Raw genomic sequence first — 23608 nt, 5'->3', positions numbered from 1 at the left:
CGTCCGATTCGCGCTGAGCACCGGCTCCCGCGCCCTACCGATTCACCTGATCGCGTTTCATCAAGTTTTCATCCTTCCTCCCTAGCGTGACGTCGTCTGGTGATTTCAGCGATGGAGGCGACGTGGAGCAATCATTCCCACCCGGAGGCGCGCAGTGGCCGCCGCCGCAGGGCTGGGTTCCCCAACCGGTACCGGCACCACCCGCCAGGAAACCCCGGCGGTGGCTGCTGTTCGGCGGTATCGCCGGGCTGGTGCTGGTGCTCCTCGCCGGACTGACGACCTGGCTGCTGTGGCCCTCGAAAGCGGGCCGTGAGCCCTTCGAGCAGGCGCTGGCAGGCCTTTCCTCGGCGCCGGCGGTCCGGAACAGCACCTCCGCGGTCGGCGGGATGATCAAGACCGACGTCAAGACCACCGCCTTCGGTGAGACGTCGGGCACGATGTCCTTCCAGGGCAGGAAGATCGAGATCCTCGTCGTCGGCGGCAAGGTCTACTTCAAGGCGCCCGACGGCATGCTGCCGGGGTCGCGAGTGGACTCGTCGGCGGCCGAGGATCTCAAGGACCGGTGGATCACCGGCGAGGAGGCGTTGTTCGGCCCGGTCCTGCAGCAGTTCGAGGCACCGGAGAAACTCGCCACCCGCCTGCGCGAGGCGCTGGAGCGGGCGGACGAGATCCCCGGCGACCAGAACGAGACCGTCCGGGACGTCCCGGCGCTCAAGGCCAGTACGTCCGCCGGTGATCTGTACGTCTCGAAGGAGGCGCCTCATCGGCTCCTCCGCTACTCCGTGAAGGTGCCCGGCGGGATGCCGTCCGTCCCGCGGCTGCCGACGATGCCCGGCCCGGAGTCCCGGCCCCAGATGCCGACCGGCGGCAGTCTCGGCGAGTCCGATGTGGACGCTCTGTCCCCACAGGAGACCGACGCCGTCTACGAAGACCTGATGTCGAACACCAAGAAGCTGTCCGGCGCGGTCGACACCGGCGTGCGGTTCGACATGGACGGCGCGGCCACGGTCGCGTGCAGCGCCTCGGGCTGCACGGTCACCGCGAACGTGTCCAACTCCGCGTCGGCGAACGGCGGCGGGAAGGTCACCGGCCAGGTCAACGCCACGATGACCGCGAACGTGACCATCGGCGGCCGTTCGGCTGGCAGCTGCCAGAACACGGCGACTTTGCCGCTGAACGGCTCGGGCTCGATCAGCTGCGTCAACGGCGGGGCAGGCGGTGTGTTCTCGTCCGTCGAAGCGGAAAAGAAGGCGGACGCCGAAGCACAGTCGCGTGCCGCGGGCGGGGTGCCGGTCCAGTACCGGATCGAGAGCATCGCGACGGTTTCCGTACTGGCCGAAGCGATCGGTCAGGTCGAGATCACCCGGCTCGTCGACGAACTCTCGGAGCGGCGGTCGAAGCTCGGCGGCGGGTGATCCGGGAAACTGCGGGATGGAGTACGTCAAGATCGTTCCGGAGGCGGAGGGTTTGCTTCGACCCCGCCGACTACCTGGGACCTGCCGGACCTGGCAACCGAGCTGCTGCCGGGTGCGGCCCGGTTCGCCACCGACCCTCGTCTCGCTCGTCCGCGGCAGGGTCCGCGGTGCTGGCGGCCTCGACGGACGCGTCCGGCGTCGCGGCCCTTGTCCTTGACCGGGTAAAGAAACAGCGCCGGGCGAACGGCTTCGATGCCGCGCGCCCGGCGCTTTCGCGTCCCGCTTGTTCGGGTCGGTCCGTGTTGACTCAGTCCGTGCCGGATTCGATCGCGGCGTGGTCGAGCAGTTCGTCGTCGCCCGAGGCCTTGCCACGCGAGGCGATCACCTGCGCGCCCCCCGCGTCCATCGCCCCGATCAGGCCGGTCGACGCGGCTTGCGCGGCCCCGATCAGCGTCGGGTGCCCGCCGCCGACCATGCCGAGCCCGGCGTACTGCTCGAGTTTGGCACGCGAGTCGGCGATGTCGAGGTTCCGCATGGTGAGCTGGCCGATCCGGTCCACCGGGCCGAACGCCGAGTCCTCGGTGCGCTCCATCGACAGCTTGTCCGGGTGGTAGCTGAAGAACGGGCCGGTGGTGTCGAGGATCGAGTAGTCCTCGCCGCGCCGCAGCCGCAGGGTGACCTCGCCCGTGACGGCCGCGCCGACCCACCGCTGCAGCGATTCGCGCAGCATCATCGCCTGCGGGTCCAGCCAGCGGCCCTCGTACATGAGCCTGCCGAGACGGCGGCCCTCGTTGTGGTAGCTGGCGAGGGTGTCCTCGTTGTGGATCGCGTTGACGAGCCGCTCGTACGCCGCGTGCAGCAGCGCCATCCCCGGCGCCTCGTAGATACCGCGGCTCTTGGCCTCGATGATCCGGTTCTCGATCTGGTCGGACATGCCGAGCCCGTGCCGCCCGCCGATGGTGTTGGCCTCCAGGACCAGGTCGACCGCGGTGGCGAACTCCTTGCCGTTGATCGTCACCGGGCGGCCCTGCTCGAAGCCGATCGTGACGTCCTCCGGCGCGATCTCGACGTCAGCGTCCCAGAACCGCACGCCCATGATCGGGTTGACGATCTCGATACCGGTGTCGAGGTGCTCCAGCGACTTGGCCTCGTGGGTCGCGCCCCAGATGTTCGCGTCCGTGGAGTAGGCCTTCTCGGTGCTGTCCCGGTAGGGGAGGCCGTGGCCCTGCAGCCACTCGGACATCTCCTTGCGGCCGCCGAGCTCGCTGACGAACGCGGCGTCCAGCCACGGCTTGTAGATCCGCAGGGACGGGTTCGCGAGCAGGCCGTAGCGGTAGAACCGCTCGATGTCGTTGCCCTTGAAGGTGGAGCCGTCGCCCCAGATCTGGACGTCGTCCTCGAGCATCGCGCGCACCAGCAGTGTGCCGGTGACCGCGCGGCCGAGCGGGGTGGTGTTGAAGTAGGTGCGGCCACCGTTGCGGATGTGGAAGGCGCCGCAGGCCAGCGCCGCGAGTCCTTCCTCGACCAGCGCGGCCTTGCAGTCGACGGCGCGCGCGACCTCGGCACCGTAGGCCTTCGCCCGGCCCGGGACCGACGCGATGTCGGGTTCGTCGTACTGGCCGATGTCAGCGGTGTAGGTGCACGGCACTGCACCCTTTTCGCGCATCCACGCGACCGCTACCGAGGTGTCGAGGCCGCCGGAGAAGGCGATCCCGACGCGTTCGCCGACAGGCAGAGAGGTGAGTACCTTGGACATGATGGAAGTATATGCATAGTCGTGTATGACCATGCAAGCCGGGGTAAGCAGGGCAACCCGGGCGGGTGGTCCTGCTCACCCCGGCCGGTCCGCCGGCCGGCCGTTCACCTGGCCGTGAAGGCCTCCTCGCCTACCCTGAGGGTGGTGAAGGAGTACTTCACCACCTGCCGATGTGGTTCTGGTGACACTGGGGCGGCCGTGACGTCGCGTCCTGTCCTGGAGTCCTTCATGGACTCGCCACCCGACACGGCACCTTGGCTGTCGTCTGCTGGGCGCCCTGGTCGCCTGAAGTACCTGAGGGCCCCTTCCTTGCGCCTAGCGCAGGGTCCCGGCAAAGTCGAGGTCTTGCGGGTCAGGCGGTTATTCGCCGCTGTGTGGGGCTGACGATGGAGGAGTTGGGACGTCGAGTGTCCCCATTCCTCCATCGTCGCGGGATCACACCGGTTGCGAACCTTGACCAACAGAGGTTCAGGGACATCCCCCCGGCACACGCCCGAGCCCCTGCAGGCACCAGAAACATCAAGCCCGGACTACCACCAGCAGCGCAGACCAACAGCTCTGCGACTTCGCCGGAACCCTGCGCCCAGCACAAGAGGGGCCTTCCTGTATGTGGGGAAGGGGGTGTCCGCGGACGAATACCGGGTGACCGCCTCTGCTGCATACAGGTTCTTCTTTTTGTGAAGAGAAAACCAGTCCGCGGGCCGACCGGCTGCGAATACCTGGCATGAAGACTTCGCGAGCCGATCAGGAACCCCGCCTCCCGCTGTTCGGGGCGGCGGCGATCGGTGTCGTGGCGCTCGCCGCGGCGCTGGCGGCCGGCCACCTGGTGGCCGGGTTCATCGGCGCCAACGCCTCGCCGTACCTGGCGGTCGGCAACGGGGCGATCGACCTGACCCCGGTGGAACTGAAGGACTTCGCGGTCCGGACATTCGGCGTCTACGACAAACTCGTGCTGCTCGGCGGAATGGCCGTGGTGATGGTGCTCGCCGCCGCCGCGGCGGGGGTCGCCTCGCGGCGTTCACCCATTCCGGGGGTGGTGCTGATCGCCGCCTTCGGCCTGCTGGGTGGATTCGCCGTGTCGCAGCGCCCCGACCTCACCTTGGTCGCGTTGCTGGCACCGCTGGCCAGCCTGATCGCCGGTGTCGGCGTCTTCCTCTGGCTTCATCGCCTGGCCGCGGCCAGGGCGCACGCCAAGGTGGAGACCGCGGGCGATGCCGCGTCCCCGTCGCGACGGTCGGTGTTGCTGGCCGGGGCGGGTGCCGTCGTCGCCGCTGGAGCGGCGGGCGCCGGAGGGCAACTGCTCGCCGGAACAAGGGACGCGGAGTCTTCACGGGCGGCCATCGGCAAGCTCGTCCCGGTCAAGCCGGCGCCGCCGATCCCGGCCGACGCGGATTTCGCCAAACTGGGTACGCCTTCATTCCTCACCTCGAACCGCGACTTCTACCGCGTCGACACCGCGTTGTCGGTGCCGCAGGTCAGGGCCGAGGACTGGAGTCTTCGGCTGCACGGAATGGTGCGCAACGAAAAGCGGTACAGCTACGCCGACATCCGTGATCGGCCGCTGATCGAGCGCACGATCACCATGACGTGCGTGTCCAACGAGGTCGGCGGGACCTACGTGTCCACGGCGAACTTCATCGGCGTGGACCTCGGCGATCTGTTGCGGGAGGCCGAGGTGCTGCCCGGAGCCGAGCAGCTCTTCTCCACCAGTGTCGACGGCTGGACCTCCGGTAGCCCGGCCGTTGCCGCGCTCGATCCGGAGCGGGGTGCGATGCTGGCGATCGGGATGAATGGGGAACCGTTGCCGGTCGAACACGGTTTTCCCGCCCGGCTGGTCATTCCCGGTCTCTACGGATATGTGTCGGCGACGAAATGGGTCAAGGATCTCGAGGTCACGACTTGGAAAGCGCGCCGCGCGTACTGGCTCGACCGTGGTTGGGGCGAACAGGCCCCGATCAAAACGCAGTCCAGGATCGACAGTCCTAAAGGGTTCGAAACGGTATCCGCCGGCAAGGTCCGGATTTCCGGTATAGCGTGGGCGCAGCGAACCGGGATCGAGCGGGTCGAAGTCCGGTTCGGCGCCAACGGGAGCTGGCAGCCAGCAACGCTTTCCCGCGAGGTGGGTCTCAACACCTGGCGTATGTGGTGGACCGAATTCGACGTTCCGGCGGGAAGTCATCAGGTCACCGTCCGGGCGGTCGACAAATCCGGCTACACACAGACCGACGCCCGCGCCGGAACCGTTCCGGACGGCGCGACGGGCTGGCACGTCATCAGCTTTACCGCACGGTGATCGGCGTCACCCGAAAGAGTGGCAATCCGACTTCGCAGCGGTTCCGAATACCCGGTAAGAGTCCGAAAAACAAATGGAGTGATTTTCCGTGAGCAAGCTTCGTGTCGCAGGAATCGGTTTCACCGCGGTCGCCGCGCTGGCCCTGACCGCCTGCAGTGGTAGTGACAGCGCTTCGTCCGGCAGTTCCAGCAGCGCCCCTGCCCCGTCCCCGTCGATGTCCGCCCCGATGTCCAGCGCCGCTTCCGGCGAGGGTGTCACCACCAACGCCGACGTGTTCGGTCCGGCGTGTTCGCAGCTGCCGCAGGGCAGTGAGGCCGGTTCGCTGGACTCGATGGGCCCGCAGCCGGTCGCCAGCGCCGCGTCGACCAACCCGTTGCTGACCAAGCTGGTCGCCGCGGTCAAGGCCACCAATCTGGTGGACACCCTCAACAGCCAGCAGGCCATCACCGTGTTCGCCCCCGCGGACCCGGCCTTCGCCGCCTTGGGTGACGCGAAGTTCAACGAGCTGGCCGGCAAGCCCGCCGAGCTGGCCCCGATCCTGCAGTACCACGTCGTCGGCAAGCGCTACGACGCCAAGGGCCTGGAGTCGGCCAAGACGCTGGAGAGCCTGAACACCGCGGGCGGCCCGCTCAAGATCGAGGGCACCGGCGACGCCATGACCGTCAACGGCGCCAAGATCCTCTGCGGCAACATCCCCACCAAGAACGCCACCGTGTTCGTCATCGACAAGGTGATGACCCCCGGCACCAACAAGAACTGAGCCCCCACGCCATGATCGCGGTGACCACACCCTCGGGTGTGGTCACCGCGATCATCGTTGTGTCAAGGAAATCAGGGCACGAGGGCGGCGGCGTCCACATCGGTCACGACAAGGCGCAGACTCGCGTTCTCCCAAGCTGTCCCGGTCAGCACGGCACGCAGGACGGCACCGGCGGTCTCCGTCAGCGGCGGGATCGGGACCTCCAGCGCGACGACGCGGATTTCGACGACGTCCTCGGTGATGTCGACGGCCATGACGTCGAGGTCCCACGGCACCGCGGAGGCCGCGGCCGTCGTGGACGGCGTCGCCGCACGCAGCCCCGGGATGTCGCGGAGCGCGCTGAGCAGCGACGCGGTCAGTTCGGAACGTGCGGTCACAACAGCCCTCCGCGGATTTCGATGTCCAAAATGGACACCGAGACGGCCGAGGGCGTGAGCCCGGTCGCCTCGGTGACCGCCCGGCTGACGGCACGCTGCACCGCCTGCGCGGTCGCGGCGGCCTGGTCCAGGCCGGAGAGCGAGAGATCGATCTCCACCCGCACGTCGGGCGGATCGTGTTCGACGAACGCGCGGACCCCTTCGGTCGGCGCCGGTTCGAGACCCTTGATCCGCTGCCGCGCGATCCGGGTCAGCGAACCGGCCAGCCCGCGCAGCCCGGGTTCCAGGCGTACCACGCCGGGGACCTTCGCCGCGGCATGCGCGGCGACCGCCGCGACCACCGGCGGGGCGATCACCGTTTCGACCAGTTGCCCGGCCGGCGCCTGTTCACGCGTCATAGAGGTCCTCCACCACCAGATCCAGCCGAGCCAGCCGGAGGCCGACGCGGGCACCCGCGGCCGCGGTGACCCGTTCCCGAACGACGTTCAGGGAGTCGCCCTCGAAATCGTGTGCGATCGCGAGGTGCAATTCCACATCCACGGCCAGCGCGTCGATGTCTTCCACCGATCGATGGACCCGGCAGTGCCGCGCGCGGACGCCGTCGACGGAGTCCGCGGCGAACCGCAGTACCGCGGCGACCGCCTGGTCGCTCACCTGGACCTCGCCCGGTTCGGGGCTGGACAGGGGCACCAGATCACGGCGCCGTACCTCGGCGCGGACCGCGGCCATGATCCGGCTCGTGAGATCCGCCGACGGCCCGGCGTCGTCTTCGGCCAGCTCCGTGGTCAGCCCGCGCAGCACCCGGAGGCTCTCGCGGGTCGCCCGGCAGTGCGGGCAGCCGAGTTCGTGCGCGTCCGCCCGGCCGGCGTCGACCTCGTCGAGCCGTTCCCAGACCTGTTCCACATCACGGCCGCACGGCAGCAGGTAGTCCTGGGTCGCGTGATTCATCGCCATGGCGCCATCACCTCCGCCAACTGTGCTCGTGCTCGTGCGATGCGTCCGCGCACCGCGGTGGTGGTCGCCCCGATCGCCTTCGCGATCTCCTCGTAGGAGCGGCCGTGGACCTCGCGCAACAGCCAGCAGGCTCGCTGCTCGCCGGTCAGCTGGTCCAGAGCCGCGGTCAGCGCCGTCATCTGCGCGCTCGTCTCGGCCGCGCGATCCGGACGGCCGACCGGGCCCTCGGATTCCCGCAGGTCCAGTTCGACGTCGGCCACCGGTTTCCTCGCGCGGATCACGTTGAGGCACCGGTTGGTCGCCGTCCGGTAGAGCCAGCCGACGAACGCCGCGTCCTCCTGCAACTGGTCGAGCCGTCGCCAGGCGGTGAGGAACACCTCCTGGACCACGTCCTCGGCGTCGCCCTTGTTCGCCAGCATCCGCAGCGCCAGCCGGTACATCGGCCCCTGGAAGCGCAGGACGAGCTGCTCGTACGCGCGGATCTCGCCGTCACGGGCCCGCGCCACGAGCGTGGCGTCGTCCAGCACCGTTTCCCCGGCCGCGGGCGCGTCCTCTCTCGCTGACGTCGTCATCCAGCGCACCTGTGCAGTGACGCCATCCGAAGCTCCCTTCACGCCACCTTCGTCGGGTGACTCCCGTAAGACACGTCTTCCCCGGAAACGTCACGCGGAAAACCCTGTCCAGCCGACCACGGCCCGGTGGCGTGCGCACGCCGAAGCCGGGTGGTCACGCTCGGTGGGTGAGCGCGGGGTAGTCGTCCAGGGTGATGTCGGTGGCGAACTTGTCGGTCACCCACAGCAGCCAGCGCAGCATGAACGGGCGCCGGAACATCTGGTTGCGCAGGCTCATCCGCAGCTTCGTCGGCGGGGCGAGGAACGGGCCCGCGTTGGCGCTGCGCGCGATCTTGGCGTAGCCGCTGAACTTCTCCTCGTACCGCCGGAAGGCCACCTCGTGGTCGCCGTCCGCCGCGGCGAGCTCACCCGCGATGACGTAGGCGGCAACGACGGCGAGGCCGGTGCCGAAGCCGCTCAAGGTGTTGCCGTAGGCCGAATCGCCGAGGAGCGCGACGCGACCGGTGGAGTAGCCGTCCATCGTGACGCGGCTGATCGAGTCCAGGTAGACGTCGTCCGACCGCTTCACCGCCTCCATCAGTTCGGGCAGCAGCCAGCCGCCGTCGGCGAACGCGTCGGCGAGGATCTTCTTCTGCTGCTCGGCGTCGTACCGGTCGTAGGCGATTTCGGGGGAGGCGAACACGAAGAACGCGGCCGCTTTGGGGCCGCCGGTGGCGGCGAGGCGGCCGGGCTCGTTGTACATGATCGAGGTGCCGCCGGGGCCGCGGAAGTCGTCGGTCTCCCCGGTCTCGACCAGGGCGTAGTAGTGGCCGAGGTGCTTCACGTAGTCGGCCTCCGGGCCGAACGCCAGCCGTCGCACGGTGGAGTGGATGCCGTCCGCGCCGAAGACGAGGTCGAACCGTCGCGGCGCGCCCCGTTCGAACGTGACGTCGACACCGTCGGCCGTCTCGGTGAGCGACGTGAGCGAGTCGCCGAAGACGTACTCGCAGTCCTGGGCGGTCTGTTCGTGGAGGATCGCGGACAGGTCGCCGCGCCGGATCTCGACGTCGCCGCCGGTGAACTCGCCGGGCAGCACGGCGAGCGGGCGTTCCGTGGCGTCGATGATGGTCTGGTCGTGTCCACCGGTCTGGCGCCGGTGCACCTCGTCGAGGATGCCCATCCGCTCCAGCACGGCGCGGTGGGTGGCGCCCTTGAAGTCGACCGCCTGGCCACCGGTACGGAGTCCGGCTGACCGTTCGACCACGGTGACCGCGTAGCCCTGGCGGGAAAGCCAGAAGGCGAGCGCGGGTCCGGCGATGCTGGCACCGGAGATGAGGACTGTCCTGTTCGTCATGGCCGGAAGCTTCGCGGCCGTCGTTGACGAAGCGCTGACAGTCCGCTGACCGTCGCTGTCAGCTCCAACGGGGCAGGGGAAGGGTGAGCTGCCCAGGGTCGTCCGGCGGTGCGGTCTCGTAGCGGGGCGGCGTCGCCGACAGGCCGATCGGGTTGCGGGTCAGCCGCACGGAAGTGCCGTCGGGCCGGGGGAGATCGACCGTCGGGTTCAGGCCGAGCCGGTCCGCGAGGGCGAACGCGCCCGCGACGTCGTTGACCTCGCCGGCGGGAACTCCGGCCGCGCTCAGCTCGGCCGCCCATGCGGCGGCCGGACGTCGGCCCAGGTGCTCTTCCAGTAGCTCGCGCAGTTCGTCACGGTGCTCGACCCGCGCCGGGTTGGTCGCGAACCTGACCTGGTCCGGGAGTTCCGGCAGTCCGATGACCCCGCACAACGCCGCGAACTGCCGGTCGTTGCCGACGGCGAGCGCGATCTCGTGATCGGCGCACGGCACGAGTTCGTAGGGGGCGATGCTGGGATGCCGGTTGCCCATCCGCGCCGGGACCGCCCCGCCGGAGGTGTACGCGCTGCCCTGGTTGACCAGCGCGGCAAGCAGGCTGGACAGCAGGTCGATCTCGACACGCTGGCCCTCGCCGGTCCGGTCGCGGTGGCGCAGGGCGGCGAGGATCCCGACGCTCGCGAACAACCCGGCCAGCACGTCGACGAGCGCGACGCCGACCTTCTGCGGTTCGCCGGCGGGGTCGCCGGTGATGCTCATCAGCCCGCCGACGGCCTGGATGAGCAGGTCGTAACCGGGCAGCGCCGCGCCCCCGCCGGAGCCGAAACCCGTGACGGAGCAATAGACCAGCCCGGCATTCGCCGCCCGCAGGGGCTCCGGGCCGAGGCCGAGGCGGTCCATCACGCCGGGCCGGAAGTTCTCGACCACGACGTCGGCTTCCAGCGCGAGCGCGCGGGCCTTGGCGAGATCGTCCGGATCGCCGAGGTCCAGCGCCACACTCGTCTTGTTCCGGTTCACCGACTGGAAGTACGTCGCCTGGCCGGACGCGTCATACGGCGGTCCCCAGCTGCGGGTGTCGTCGCCCGTGCCCGGCCGCTCGACCTTGACCACCGTCGCGCCGAGATCGGCGAGGAGCATCGTGGCGAACGGGCCGGCGAGCACCCGCGAAAAGTCGAGGACGCGCAGCGGGCCGAGGGCGGTGTCGGACATAGCCTGACCCTAAAGGGCGGCAAAGGCGGCAAGGGCGGCAGGCGGAGACACTCGGCGACGCGCTGGGCGAGCCGGTGCGGTTCACCGATCCGTCGCTCTCGTGGCGGGATCGCGTCCGGGCGTTCGCCCTCGAACTGCGGTCAAAACTGCGTGCCCATCCCGGCTTGGTGTACCTGATGCTCGGTCACCCGCTCGACGGGCCGAACGCACGCGCGGTCGCCGGGACCCTGCTGCCGATCCTCGCCGAGACGGGCCTCGCGACCGGGTTCTCAACGGACTCGCCGCGCTGGTCTGACCGTGCTCCGACCCAGGCCGAACAGGCCCGGATGGGGCCGAGGACGAAATGCTCTCGCCCCTTGCGTTTACGCTGGTCCCGGTCTTGTGCTTAAACTGTGGTCTAGCTAAGGGGCCCACGTGGACCAGCTCCCTCTCGGCGTCGTTTCCCGCTCGCGCAAAGAAAACGAGTGGCGGCTTCCGATCCATCCGCGCCACCTCGAACGGATCGACCCCGAACTCCGGAAGTACATCTACCTCGAACACGGCTACGGCGAACGCTTCGGCATCCCGGACGAGGACCTGGTGCTGCTCGTCGCCGCCTGCGGCCGAGGGAATGGCTCATCGCGGAATGCGACATCATCCTCCTGGCCAAACCGCTCGCGGACGATCTGGCCGAACTCCGGCCGGGACAGATCCTGTGGGGCTGGCCGCACTGCGTCCAGGACGACAAGCTCACCCAGCTGGCCACCGACCGGAAGCTGACGCTCGTCGCCTTCGAAGCGATGAACCACTGGCGGGGCGACGGTTCGTTCGGCTTGCACGTCCTTCACAAGAACAACGAACTGGCGGGCTATTGCTCGGTGCTGCACGCGTTGCAGCTGATCGGCTCGACCGGCGACTACGGCCGTTGTCTCCGCGCCGTCGTGATCGGCTTCGGGGCGACCGCGCGGGGTTCGGTGACGGCGCTGAACGCCCACGGGATCCATGACGTGCACGTGCTCACCCATCGCGGCGTCACCGCGGTCGGTTCGCCGATCCACTCCGCGAACATCGTGCACCTCGACCACGATCTGAACGGCCCGGCCGATCTCCGCCGCAGCCACGCGATCACCGAGACCGGCCGCGTACCGCTGGCGGACTTCCTCGTGGGGCACGATGTCGTCGTCAACTGCGTGCTGCAGGACCCCAAGGCCCCGTTGACGTTCCTCGATGAGGAGGATCTCGCCGGGTTCCGGCCCGGAAGTCTCGTCGTCGACGTTTCCTGTGACGAGGCAATGGGTTTCAGCTGGGCGAGGCCGACGACGTTCACCGAGCCGACCTTCCAGGTCGGCGGCGTCACCTACTACGCCGTCGACCACAGCCCGTCCTATCTCTGGGACTCGGCCACCTGGGAGATCAGCGGCGCGCTGCTGCCGTATCTGAAGCGGATGCTCGGCGGGCGATCCGCTTGGGCAGGCGACGAAACGTTCGAACGCGCCGTCGAGATCAGCGAGGGCACGATCCGGTACACCGACATCCTGTCGTTCCAGCGCCGCTCGCCGGAATACCCGCACGCGCGTCTGTGACTCCGGCTTGATGAGAAAGTTCTCATCGAGTCCTCATCGGCGGCTCACTCCCGCCGTGATCGCGGCCACCGAGGCCTCGCCGCCCGCCGTCGTCCCGCCCCGGTTGGCCGGGCACGACGACGACCCCGATGATGACCCTGATGACGGTGACGACCACTTCGACTTCGACCTCGACGACTGAGCGGGGCCGCCGCCGATGAGTGCCCGCGCCCGGATCCTCGCGTGGGTCCTGCTGGTCGTGCTGCTCGCCCTCGCCGGGTCCGCTGCTGGCGACCCGGACCGTGCTGCACAACCAGCTGGACCAGCGGCTCGACAACGAGATCGCGCACGAGACCGGCAAACTTCGGGCGTTCCTCGCGTCTCCGGACGCCCGCCCGGCAGGGCGGCCCGCCACCGTCGAGGCGGTCCTCGGCCGTCACCTGGAACGGAACCTGCCTGAAAAGTACGAGACGTTCTTCTCCGGTCGTCGACGGCATCGCGTCGAGGCGCAGTGCCATCGAGCCACCGGTCCGGCTCGACACGGACCCCGAAGTTCGCCGGCGAGCTGTCCCGCGTCACGAGCCCGGTGTACGGCACGGCGCTCGGCGTTGGTCCTTGCAACCTAGACGAGCGGACACCGTCCTGTGACGGAAACCAGCTGTTCGGCCTAGGCGATCGTGGCAGGTGAGCGTTGTGATAACTTGGAGCGAACTGGGACTTCTGTGCGTTAGCAAACCCGCTGGCCGGGCTGGGGCGACTCTTGCAGAGGTATCAGGACACCCCTTGGGGCCGGTAGCTCAGTTGGTTAGAGCAGGGGACTCATAATCCCTTGGCCGTCGGTTCGAGCCCGACCCGGCCCACAACATCAACATCGCCGTCGACCTGCGGAAATGTTGGTCCTGCGGCGGCATTTTCGCCTTGGCGTTGATCGTGGCTGGGCTCCGTTATGTCTCCGTTTGCTCCGGTGTGCTCAGAGGTGGAGGAGTGTTCTGCGGTGCCGGTTGGTGGCGTAGCAGCCTTTCTGTTTCCTCGTCACAACCGCTGCGGTAGGGACCTGCGGTAGTGGACGCGTGCGTTGCTTGTCGATACCTGCTCACGAAGTGGTCAGCTCTGGATTGTTGTCGTTGCAGGAGGCGCGCCTGACGCCTTCGCCTGCGACTGTGGGTAGTCGGCTTCGACAGTGCGTGTTGTCTCGTGGGAATCTCTGAGTCGCTTAGATGACAGCTTTCTGATCTGCGAGAACAGCAATTCTGACCCCCTCACTGCCAGTGAGGTGCTGGTGGGCCTCTGACCTGCGGTTATTGGGAAACCGCAGGTCGGTAGATGTGATTGGCTACCCTTATCCGCCGTTCGGCGCTGTTGGCTGCGATTCTGACTGCCACCGTGCCCCAGGTTTGCCCCAGGGAAATTCGTGTGAATTCGTGGTGCTGTGCCAGTGCGGTCGATCAGCCATGTGGATACGTCGGATGCGCACGCTCCTACGCTGGCAGCAGGAGCGTGCGTTCGCCGATGGGTAATGAACTCGGGATGGGGGCATTTCACAACCTGCAGCCCGGCGAGCCACTGTCATCCGCAGGTCTGTGCGTTCGCGGGGTTGCGGTCGAAGCGCAGTCAACTTCGGCCGACCGCGTGGATCAGATTCTCCCAGAACCGTTCGAAGGTCAGCGGTGCGCGGACGGAGTCGAGCATCTCGTGGTTGTGCGGACATGCCAGTGTTTTCCGGATCGCGTCGAGGTTGTCCTGTTTGTACTGGCCTCGTGCCGCCAGCTCCTCGGTCGTCCCGTCGGCGAGGCCGGCGACTTCCCAGTTGGAGCCGGCGAATTTGCTGTGGCCGATCCGCCGTCCCGGGATGGTGGTGCTGTGTGCCGCGACGGGGTTGGCGAGTCCGATCGGGTCGTGCACCCACGCGTCGAGTTGCAGCAGCATGCCGGGGCCGCCGATGTTGAAGTAGGTGAGTACGTCACGGCCGTTCGCCGAGGGATACGCGACCCAGCCCGTCGACGGCGCATACACATGGACGGCCGGGAGCTGTTGCGCGGCAAGCTGCTTATGCGCGTCGTCGGCCATCTCTACGAACAACCGGAAGTCACCCGCCAGGATCGGATACTCGGTCCCGCTGGCCGCGACGTAGGCGGCACGCTCGTCGGCGATGACCTCACGCTCGTCGATCGGCTCCTCCAGACCGGCATACGGGGTTCGCAGCCAGCCGCCGGCAACCACGGCCCAGGCGGCGGCCGCGACGACCGGCACGAAGGTCAGCTTGGTCACCCGGATCGCCATCACCGGAAGCAGCAAGCAGAACGTCGCTGGAAGCAGCATCCGCCCGTGCATGAAGTCCCCGCCGACCCGGATGACATATGCCGCCAGCAGGACGGCTCCCACCAGTGGCACGGTCACCAGCACCACCATTCGGCGGTTCACGGACCTTCGCCACACCAACGCCAGTCCGGCGAGCAGGCACGCGGCGACCGGGATCCACAGAAGGTACGGATCGGTGAAGTCGCCGAAGTAGGCCCATCCGCTGTCCCACAACGCCTCGGAGGCTTCCTTCACCAGTGCCGTGTTCGGGGTGATCAGACCGTAGTAGCCCATCCGGAACAACTGATACAGCACCGGCAGCACGGCCGCAGCGGCCAGCGGAACCACAATGTGGCGCCAGCCTCGCCAGGTGAGCACCAGCAACCCGGCCATGGCGACCACGCTGAACAAAGCGAGGTCCGGGCGAACGAGCGGACCCAGCCCGATGACCACCGCGGTCGACCACATCGGCCCGAACGGCTGCTCGGTACCACGCCGCACCAGGAGCCACCACGTTCCGCCGAGCCACAGGCTGATCAGCCCGGTCTCCAGGCCTGAGGTGGCGAAGTCACGAAACGGCGGCAGCGCCAAGACGACCAGCGCACCCGCGGGAAACACGAAGGTGGACGTGGCAGGCCCGGCCAGCCGCCGGGCGCCGTCGAGCGCCAAAAGCAAGCCACCTGCTGAGAACAACAGCCCGACGATCACCGCGATCCACTCGAGGCTGACGCCGGGGATCCAGCCGACCAGCACGAGCACCGCCGTCCACAGCGTGCTGGTGTTGGCCTCAACCCGCTCCCCGATGTTGAAGACCGGACCGTTGCCCACCAGGATCTGCCGGACCGTCCGCAGCACGATCAGCCCGTCATCACTCATCCAGCGCCGCTGCCAGGCCAGCACCACGAAACCCACGACAGTGGCCGCGATCGCGACCCAGTTCCACGCCCGGACACGGCCCCGAACGCGAATTTCGCCGGGTCTGTCAGGCGTGGATACGGATTCAGCGGTAACTGTGCTCAACTGATTCTCCAGGTAACTGAAAGACGAACAATCACCCAGATTTCTGTGACGCGACAACACTGGTTGTGACTGGGCAAGATCTGTAAACGATCTTGCCTCACTCTATCGTGCCCCCGAAAAGGACCGGTGCCGGGCAGGGGCGGTGATGCCCTTCCCGGCACCGGCCGGCTATTCAGAATCCGAGTGCGAACGCCCTTGGTGCAGTGACCTCTTCGCCGAAGGCGAAATCGCCATGCCACAGAACGGACGCACCCACGAACTGCGTCCCGTCGGACGCCCCGACATACACGTCCCCTCTCGTGCCACGCGTGTAGGTGAGGATGTCGGCCTTGCCGTCGCCGGTGAAGTCGCCGATCGCGGGCAATTCGTTCCCGTACGCGAAGTTTCCGTGCCATTTCACGGAATTCCCGACAAACCTCACACCGTTCGAAATCGCCACATAGACTGAGGCCGCCGTCCCACGGGTGAAGACCGCGATGTCGTCCTTACCGTCACCATCGAAATCGCCCGACGCCGGGATCTCGTCACCGAACGCGAAATCTCCGTGCCACTGCAGAGAGTCACCGACGAACTTGCCACCGTCCGAGAACGCGACAAACACGTCGCCCGCCGTCCCACGGGTGAAGGTGGCGATGTCATCCTTGCCGTCACCGTCGAAATCGCCGACCACAGGCACTTCCGCGCCGCCGGCGAACCGTCCGTGCCACTTCACCCCGTTGCCTACGAACTTCTTGCCGTCCGACAACGCCACATAGACCGAAGCCGTCGTCCCACGCGTGAAGACCGCGATGTCGTCCTTGCCGTCACCGTCGAAGTCACCGACCGCGGGAATCTCCTCGCCGAACGCGAAATCGCCGTGCCACTGCTGCGAGTCGCCGACGAACTTGCCTCCGTCGGACAGCGCCACATACACATCACCCAGCGTTCCCCGAGTGAAGGTCACGATGTCCGTTTTGCCGTCCCCATCGAAGTCACCGGCGAGCGGTACCTCGTTGTTCGTCGCGAATCGCTCGTGCCATTTGACCGAATTGCCCACGAACTTGGACCCGTCGGACACGGCCGCGTAGACGTCCGCCGTGGCGCCTCGGGTGAAGACGGCGATGTCGTCCTTGCCGTCACCGGAGAAGTCACTCACGGTGGGAATCGGCGTGGTCGCCGAAACAACGCTGGACACCAACTCCGTCCCATTGGCCAACGTCGTGACGACCCGGTAGTACCAGGTCTTCTTGGCGGGCAGCGACTTGTGCGTAAAGCTGGTCCCCGTCGTCGAGCCGATGCGACGAGCTTCAGCCACCGGAACTGACGGCTCCTCTCCCGCGTAGATCCGGTACGTCAACTGCCCCTGCCCCGATACCGGAGCCCATTTGACCGTGATCGCGTGGTCGACCGCCTTGGCCGTCGCGACGAACGTCTGCTGCCGGATCCACTCAGCGAGATCGTCAGTGCGCGTAGCCGTCGTGCCCTGCTGCGTCTCGGACACGGCGAGACACCCGTGTTGCCAGGAAGTGCTCACCACACCGGCCAGCTCCGCGCGGCCGGATACCTCCCGGAACACCGCTCCCCCGGCGTCTCCCTTGCAGGCGTCCGCACCGTTGTCACCGGTGAGCGGGAACTCTGCCGCGGTCGGAGCACCGACGGCGAACAACGCCGAGTGCAGTTTGTCGGGCACCCACTCGGTCGCCGTGCGGCCATAACCCGCCAACCGCAGCTTCTCGCCACTCGCGGCGGCGGCGCCCACGGAAACCGGTGTGATGTCGGTGATCGTCGTGTCGAGCCGCGCGAGCATCACGGCCCGGCTGGGATGGACCACCAGGTTCGTCACCTTGGCGACCACCCCGGCGGTACCAGCGAGATTGGTCCGGCCCACCGTGACCGTGGTCGGCTTGACCGGTACACCGCCCTGCGGATTGCCGGCGAAACAGGACGCCGATGTGATGATCCATTCGGGTGTCACCAGTGCCCCGCTGCAGGCCGCGCCCTCCATGTTGACCTTGGCGGCGAAGCTGTAGCTCCCGTCCACCACCGGAGCACCAACGGTAACGGCGTTTGCGGTCGCGCCAGTCAGCAGACCAGCCAAAACCAGCGTTGCGGACAGCATTGACAAGCCAGCCGCTCTCGAGCGTTGCATCAAGATTTCCCCTCAGATCACTATGGCAGCGGTCAGCCGACCACGTCGAGTTCGAGCAGCGTGGTCGGCTGGTTGTCCGGGCTTGCGCCGACACCGACCGGTGTGTTGCCGCTGGGATTCACGTCGACGACCGTGCGCTGACCGGCATCGGTCGTGAGCTCGGCTTTCGCCTTGTGCCCCGACCCGGCAACCAGGCCGTCACCTCGGATTTCGAACACTGCGGGAATCTTCAACTCCAGATGCCCCGGAACACCGAGGACTTTGAAGCAGACTTGCCCGTTCTGCCCTACGGATTCCGTAGTACGAACCCGGATCAAGCCGATGTTTCCGTTGGCAGGAGTCGCGCAGTCCGCGAACACGATGTGACCATCACCGGAGACCAGCACGACTCCATACTGGGCGAGGATGCCATCGGCGCCCGGGTACGCGAAGTCTTCTACCACCGATTTCGGGCCATCAGCCTCGACTTGCCTCGGAAAAGTGACAGCACCGGCAGCCCAGCCACCGATTGCTGTCATTGCAAATACTGTGGCGAGAATGAGCAAAAGCTTCCGCCTGAGAAGCACGGCGTTCAACCCCCATTCGATCGAGTACGTGCGGACACAGTGCCGCCAAGGGGTATCGGCGGCCAGGCTTGACCATTACCCACTTTTGACGTGATCCACAACACACTTTGCCGCCTAGGAGCGGCCAGTAATCTGCCACTCAGACGCGCAAGCGGAGACGAGTGCGCCGAAAAGCTAACAAAAGGGGGGAATATGGCAATCGAAATTGATTCTCCGCCTCTTCACTCGTGACAGTGTCAACGTTGTCAACTCACAGAAAGTCGAATATTTGACAATGAGATACAGGCGAAGGCAAAGAGCCAGTCTGATTGCATTGCTGATCACCGCACTTCTAGCACATCTCTGTGTCGCCCCGGCCGCAGGCGCTCCCGACGACGGGGCAACACCGGAAGCTACAGTCTCAGTTCAACAGAACTTGAGTTCACGCGCCAAGGTATTGATTCTTTGGCAAAGCGGCGGCAGTCAGGTCAAGGCGGAAGCAGAAAAGGCCCTGCACGGCTCCGATGCCGAGGTTGAGGCGTTCCTTAACGACAATCTTGATCGACTCTCCGGACTGGATGACCGGATTGCGGTCAACCAGATCCTCGCGGCTGGCGGCCCGGCGGTAAAGAGCGCGGCGCAGAAGGCGTTGGATGCGGACGCGTCCGCGCTTCGCGCCTTTCTGAACACGGGATTGTCTGCCGCCTCGAACACTGACCTGCGGATTCGCGTCAACCAGATCCTCGCGGCCGGCGGGCCCGAGGTGAAGAAGGCAGCACAGAAAGCGCTTGACGCCGGTACGGCTGAAGCGCTGAACGAATTTCTGCGTGTTACATCCGTACGTGCCGAAACGAATGACCTACGGATTCGGGTCAACCAGATCCTCTCGGCAGGCGGCCCGGCGGTCAAAGCCGCGGCACAGACCGCGTTGGACCGTGACAACGTTGATGCTCTCCGGTTGTTCATCGTGCGTGAGTGGGAAGTAGCCGAAGCGCGCGATCAAGAAACGGCCGGTATCGCTGAGCTGGTCGCCTCGGCCAAGGTCGCGGGGCGGCAGGCAGCGGAAGAAACGCAGGCTGCGAAAGATTCCGCCGAGAAGGCTCTCGCGGAAGCGGATCTGGCGCGTCAGGCGACCGAACTCGCGCAGCGAGCGGCCGAAGCGGCCAAGGACAACGCCGCAGGCGCCGCGGTCGCGGCAGGACAAGCCGCGGATGCGGCCAACCGCGCCGCGAGCGCGGCGGTCAGCGCGATCGGGGCGGCCAACGCGGCATCAGCGGCAGCCCGCATCGCGGCGAACGCGGCCACACGAGCGGCAGCGGCAGCGGTCAAGGCGGGAAGATCCTCGTCGACCGCGTGGCACTTCGCAGCGGCCGCCCGCACGGACCGGGGACGTGCTGGCGATGCCAGCAAGGCCTCGATCGATGCCGCTGACGCCTCACGAAACGCACAGCAGGCCGTTCAGGCACTCGACCTCGCCCAAACAGCCCTGGGGAAAGCGAAGGAGGCCGTCGACGCGGCCGGTTCAGCAGGGCAGAACGCTACCAAGTCGGCCGACGCGGCAAAGGAGTCCGCACGCTGGGCACGTAGCGCGGGTGCCGACGCGTCCAAGGCCGAAGCCGCAGCAGCGGAATCCCGCCGGCAAGCGGATCGAGCCAACCGCGCAGCCGCATCCGCACGGGCCTACACGGTCGAGGCCGCCGCAGCGGCATTGGTCGCGCGGGATCTGGCATCCCGGGCCGCATTCGACGCAAGCATCGCCGCAGCGGCTGCCGAGGAAGCCGCTGCCCATGCTGGTGAAGCCGAGAACGCCGCCCGGCTCGCCACCGAGCACGCGAATGCGGCCAGCGCAGCAGCCCAGACAACCATCGATGCCGCAGCCCAGGCCAAACGGCTCTACGACGCCGCGCGCAAAGCCGACGGCGAACGGATCACCCTCCTCGCGGAACAGGCCACCGAGTCCGCCCGGACAGCGGCCGCCACGCATGACCGCCTGGGACTGACCCGAAAGTGGAACGCCGCTCAAGAAGAGCAGCGTGACACCGAGACCAAGCAGCTCCTGCAGGCGGCCAGCGCGCCAGATGCCGACCCCGCCCTGGTAGCGACCAACGGGCGCAAGGTCGCGCTGCGCCTGGTGACCGTTGGGGGTTCCTGGACGAAAGCCGCCGCGGAAGGCGCGCTCGCTGGCACCGAGCCGGAAGTCCGGGAATACATCAAGGCAGGTCTCGCGCGGGCTGCCGCACTTGATGACCGGGACACGATCCGTGAGCTGATCGCGGACGGCTCTCCTGCCAAGAAAGAAGCGGGCGAGCGGGCCCTGGCAGGCACCGACGAGGACGTGAAACGGTTCCTGGCGTCACCTACCTACGCTGGTCAGGATGCCGAGTACCGGATCATCGTCAACCAGGCCCTGGCCGCCGCTCGTCAGCGTGGCGACGCCACGGTCGCCGCCGCCGCACAGAAGGCACTAGACAGCCAGGACATCGCGGCGTACCGGCAGTTCCTCGACACCGGGCAGAACATCGCCCGCGAGAGCGACGATCGGATCGCTCTCAATCAGCTCATCGCCAATCCGGCGACCGGCCGAGAAGTGCGGATGCTGTCCCAAGCCGTGCTGGACGGCTCACCCGATCTCATCCGTGTCTATCGTGAAAGCGGTCAGTATGTCGCCGCCCGCCACGACCGAGAGGCAGCCGCACACCAAGCCGCGGTCGCCGGGATGGTGGCGGAGATCACCTCGGTCGCGGCCACCGCCTCGCAAAACGCCGAGACCGCCCAAGCTGTCGCGGCCACAGCACGAAACGCCGCGGCCGAAGCCACCGACCACGCGAACCGCGCCAAAGGCTTCGCCGACGACGCACTCGGCCATGCGCAACGGGCGCGAGAATCCGCCAAGCAAGCGGAGGAATCCGCTCGCCAGGCCGCTCAATCGGCAGCCGTGGCACAACAAGCCGCGACCCGCGCCTCACAATCCTCGGTAAGCGCGACCCGATCAGCGATCTCTGCCAGGGGCTCAGCCAACATCGCGTTCCGCCACGCACGAAGCGCCGAGAGTGCCGCGCGTGCCGCATACCAGGCGGCAAAGGACGCAGGTGCTGATGCCAACGCCGCCGTCGCCGCCGCTAACGATGCCCGCAAGAAGGCGATCGACCGGGCGAACACGGAGATCGCCGACGCCCGGGCAAAGTTCGAGGCCGAAGCCAAGAAGGCATGTGAAGCCGTACCAGCCGGCCCGGACCACGACGACTGCATCAACCGGGCAAAGCGGATGGTCGCCGACCCCAAGGGCGAATCCGAACGCAACGTCGCGATCTGCAACCAATTCAAAGGACACAGCGAAGAAGCATTCAACAACTGCCTGAAAGGCGCCTATAACCCCGCTCTCACATATGTGATCAACAAGGCGATCGCCGATGCACAAGACGAGGCGGACACCGAGCAATTCTGGATCACCGCCGGCGTCATCGTCGCCACCGTCGCGCTCGTCGCCGTCGGGTTGTACTGCGCCGAGGTCTGCAGCGCACCAATGATCGCCGGGCTAGCCGGCCTGGAAGCAGGTTTCCTCGCCGAAGCCGCTGGCGCAGGGCTCCTCATCACCATCGGCGCCGACCTCGTTACCGGATTTGCAGCCGAAGCACTACTCGCCTCCCGGGTCGCCGCACTCAGCGACGCTGCCCTCCTCAGCGGTGTCGCAGTACGGACAGGCCTGGCGCAACTAGACCTGAGCTTTATTCGAAACGGGTTCAAGAACTGTGCCCGGACAGCCCTCCGAGCAACAACCGCGGCCGCCAACACTGAGCTTTGCCTAATTCCGGTCCAGTACGATAGATGGGGAAACGAACTGGCAGACAAAGCTTACAGGTTTCGGGAGGCCGTAGCTAGTATGCGCCCGATCGTTAATGTCGCCGTAGCGAAGCTTCCTGGCTGGGTCGATCCGGTGTTCAAGGATGAGTACGTCAGAGCTTATAGTGGCAAAGGCACGCCGTGGGGCAACAGTATTCACTCCGAGGATCGGATCTTCCGAATAGTCAAGGATGCCAACTTTAAGCTCCCGGATGGGCGAACGCTCCAGCCGAGCGATATCACGGATATCTTCACTGAAAGATCACCTTGCAAAAAATGCACAGAACTCATCCTTGAGTCGGCACCTGGAGCAAACGTGCACTACTCCGTCACGTATCTTGGAAACTCCGATCTCGAAGCCGAGATCCTGTACGAGCTTCTCGACCTTCGCGCAAAAGGAGGCCGGTAATCGGGACGGAAACCCGCCCATCAAGCCGTCGGCAAAGCCCTGCTACGATCTGCCTCAATTTTCACCTACCAGACAAGGTTCAGAATGGTTAGCCCGTTTGAATTCTACAGAGAAGCACAACTAGCCGAAGATGCACTCTTTCGTGCACCTGAGGATGCCGTCACATCCTGGAGCAACCTGGCAGAAAACGTTAGAGATGAGCTGTCGCGGATGGGTTTTCCGGCTTCAATAACATCAGATCAGGACCTGGGCTCACCAAAGATTCCCGGAGCCCAAGTATCTGTCCACTGGGAATTTCCTTTCGGCGTGATCCTCGATTGGCGGGCGCCGCTGCAAGACTCAGATGAATACCGAAGCAGTGTGCGAAAAGGTGACACGCGAGATCGACTCTTCAGCTATGCAACACACTCCCGCAGAATAGTCGCCAAAGCGATGTGCGATGTGCTCAGCGAAGCTGGGTTCTCCACAATGATCGACCACGAAGAGGGTAACCGGTACCGTTACCGGGTCCTGGCCTCACCGGAACATGCGATGATCTAGCAGTCCACCAACTAGTTGCGCTGCCAGGAGCGTCGGATCGGCAGCGGACCTCGGCGACGGCGACCATGGCTAATCAAAACAGTCCACGGCCGCCGTCGCCGACTGCCCCGCCCCGGGTTTGATGGAGACATCGAACACTCGGAGGAATCGCAGTCATGGCGGCACCACGGAAGTACCCGGACGAGTCGCGGGAGCGGGCGACGCGCCTTGCGGTCGAGGCTTGGCCAGGATCCAGTGTCCGGCCGGTGGGCGATCAAGCGGATCGCCGATCAGTTGGGTGTGCACCCTGAGGATTTGTGGACGGATCGCCGAATCGTCCCGTAACCGCGGGCCCTGACGGGGCCTGGACGATCTGGAGATCGGACCGTCGAGTTACAACGACTGGTGCAACAAACCGGCGCCTGCACGGTGAACTCGGACACGTCCCGACCGCCAAGGAAGAGGCGCTACATGTGACGCCCCCGGGTCATCGCACCCCTGGAAACTAGTACTCCAGCCGCACTTTGTGATTGATGGCTTGTCTTCGCTGGTAGTGGGCTTGTCGGGCTCGGTGTTGGTGGCGTCGGCGCCAGTGTGACCATGTCCAGGTCACGGCGCGGTCGGGCGCGGTGGTGATCAGGTGT

17 protein-coding genes and 1 tRNA gene are annotated in these 23608 nt (G+C 66.6%); 8 read left to right on the top strand and 10 right to left on the bottom strand.

From position 1 onward, the window contains the following. Nucleotides 1-122 precede the first annotated feature (122 nt). On the top strand, nucleotides 123-1415 hold the full coding sequence (locus tag ACM6LR_RS37025; protein WP_414945454.1) for an SON protein: 1293 nt from the start codon (nucleotides 123-125) through the stop codon (nucleotides 1413-1415). A 307-nt stretch (nucleotides 1416-1722) separates the two neighbouring features. On the opposite strand, the gene argG is transcribed toward ACM6LR_RS37025, so the two are convergent. Next, complete coding sequence (gene argG, locus ACM6LR_RS37020) at nucleotides 1723-3171, bottom strand: argininosuccinate synthase (RefSeq protein ID WP_414941881.1); 1449 nt, start codon at nucleotides 3169-3171, stop codon at nucleotides 1723-1725. 724 nt (nucleotides 3172-3895) lie between these two features. Between argG and ACM6LR_RS37015 the strand changes: the two genes are divergently transcribed. Continuing rightward, complete coding sequence (locus ACM6LR_RS37015) at nucleotides 3896-5464, top strand: molybdopterin-dependent oxidoreductase (protein ID WP_414941883.1); 1569 nt, start codon at nucleotides 3896-3898, stop codon at nucleotides 5462-5464. Between the two features lie 88 nt (nucleotides 5465-5552). Next, entirely contained in the window at nucleotides 5553-6224 is a 672-nt protein-coding gene (locus tag ACM6LR_RS37010; protein WP_414941884.1) for a fasciclin domain-containing protein, read from the top strand. Between the two features lie 71 nt (nucleotides 6225-6295). Here the strand turns inward: ACM6LR_RS37010 and ACM6LR_RS37005 are convergent, their stop codons facing one another. From ACM6LR_RS37005 to ACM6LR_RS36980, 6 genes are all read right to left on the bottom strand, one after another. Then, complete coding sequence (locus ACM6LR_RS37005) at nucleotides 6296-6601, bottom strand: hypothetical protein (RefSeq protein ID WP_414941885.1); 306 nt, start codon at nucleotides 6599-6601, stop codon at nucleotides 6296-6298. Then, entirely contained in the window at nucleotides 6598-6999 is a 402-nt protein-coding gene (locus ACM6LR_RS37000) for an Asp23/Gls24 family envelope stress response protein (protein WP_414941886.1), read from the bottom strand. Before ACM6LR_RS37000 ends, ACM6LR_RS37005 begins: the two co-directional genes overlap by 4 nt. Continuing rightward, entirely contained in the window at nucleotides 6989-7555 is a 567-nt protein-coding gene (locus ACM6LR_RS36995; RefSeq protein ID WP_414941887.1) for an Asp23/Gls24 family envelope stress response protein, read from the bottom strand. The genes ACM6LR_RS37000 and ACM6LR_RS36995 overlap by 11 nt, the downstream gene beginning before the upstream one ends. Continuing rightward, entirely contained in the window at nucleotides 7546-8127 is a 582-nt protein-coding gene (locus ACM6LR_RS36990) for an RNA polymerase sigma factor (RefSeq protein WP_414945453.1), read from the bottom strand. Before ACM6LR_RS36990 ends, ACM6LR_RS36995 begins: the two co-directional genes overlap by 10 nt. A 154-nt stretch (nucleotides 8128-8281) precedes the next feature. After that, on the bottom strand, nucleotides 8282-9460 hold the full coding sequence (locus ACM6LR_RS36985; protein ID WP_414945452.1) for an FAD-dependent monooxygenase: 1179 nt from the start codon (nucleotides 9458-9460) through the stop codon (nucleotides 8282-8284). A 58-nt stretch (nucleotides 9461-9518) separates the two neighbouring features. Beyond that, a complete protein-coding gene (locus ACM6LR_RS36980; protein WP_414941890.1) occupies nucleotides 9519-10664 on the bottom strand; it encodes a CaiB/BaiF CoA transferase family protein in 1146 nt (381 codons plus the stop codon). Nucleotides 10665-10738: 74 nt separating this feature from the next. Here ACM6LR_RS36980 and ACM6LR_RS36975 point away from each other — a divergent pair, with 74 nt between their 5' ends. From ACM6LR_RS36975 to ACM6LR_RS36960, 4 genes are all read left to right on the top strand, one after another. Beyond that, nucleotides 10739-11053, top strand: coding sequence for a TetR/AcrR family transcriptional regulator C-terminal domain-containing protein (locus ACM6LR_RS36975; protein WP_414941891.1), 315 nt, complete (start codon nucleotides 10739-10741; stop codon nucleotides 11051-11053). 75 nt (nucleotides 11054-11128) lie between these two features. Next, entirely contained in the window at nucleotides 11129-12226 is a 1098-nt protein-coding gene (locus ACM6LR_RS36970; protein ID WP_414945451.1) for an alanine dehydrogenase, read from the top strand. A gap of 55 nt (nucleotides 12227-12281) precedes the next feature. Beyond that, the gene (locus tag ACM6LR_RS36965) at nucleotides 12282-12407 is read left to right on the top strand and encodes a hypothetical protein (RefSeq protein WP_414941893.1); all 126 of its coding nucleotides are present in this window, start codon (nucleotides 12282-12284) and stop codon (nucleotides 12405-12407) included. 584 nt (nucleotides 12408-12991) lie between these two features. Beyond that, a tRNA-Ile gene (locus ACM6LR_RS36960) sits at nucleotides 12992-13065 on the top strand. A gap of 751 nt (nucleotides 13066-13816) precedes the next feature. Here the strand turns inward: ACM6LR_RS36960 and ACM6LR_RS36955 are convergent. The 3 genes from ACM6LR_RS36955 to ACM6LR_RS36945 form a co-directional block, all read right to left on the bottom strand. Beyond that, a complete protein-coding gene (locus tag ACM6LR_RS36955; RefSeq protein WP_414945450.1) occupies nucleotides 13817-15523 on the bottom strand; it encodes an arabinofuranosyltransferase in 1707 nt (568 codons plus the stop codon). Nucleotides 15524-15695: 172 nt separating this feature from the next. Next, complete coding sequence (locus ACM6LR_RS36950; RefSeq protein ID WP_414941897.1) at nucleotides 15696-17546, bottom strand: FG-GAP-like repeat-containing protein; 1851 nt, start codon at nucleotides 17544-17546, stop codon at nucleotides 15696-15698. Nucleotides 17547-17683: 137 nt separating this feature from the next. Then, on the bottom strand, nucleotides 17684-18169 hold the full coding sequence (locus ACM6LR_RS36945) for a hypothetical protein (protein ID WP_414941898.1): 486 nt from the start codon (nucleotides 18167-18169) through the stop codon (nucleotides 17684-17686). A 361-nt stretch (nucleotides 18170-18530) separates the two neighbouring features. Between ACM6LR_RS36945 and ACM6LR_RS36940 the strand changes: the two genes are divergently transcribed. After that, nucleotides 18531-22445, top strand: coding sequence for a hypothetical protein (locus ACM6LR_RS36940; protein WP_414945449.1), 3915 nt, complete (start codon nucleotides 18531-18533; stop codon nucleotides 22443-22445). The last annotated feature ends 1163 nt before the right edge of the window (nucleotides 22446-23608 follow it).

It is taken from the genome of Amycolatopsis sp. cmx-11-32 (assembly GCF_047608695.1).
Classification (GTDB): domain Bacteria; phylum Actinomycetota; class Actinomycetes; order Mycobacteriales; family Pseudonocardiaceae; genus Amycolatopsis.
This window is presented reverse-complemented; position numbering and strand designations above follow the sequence as displayed.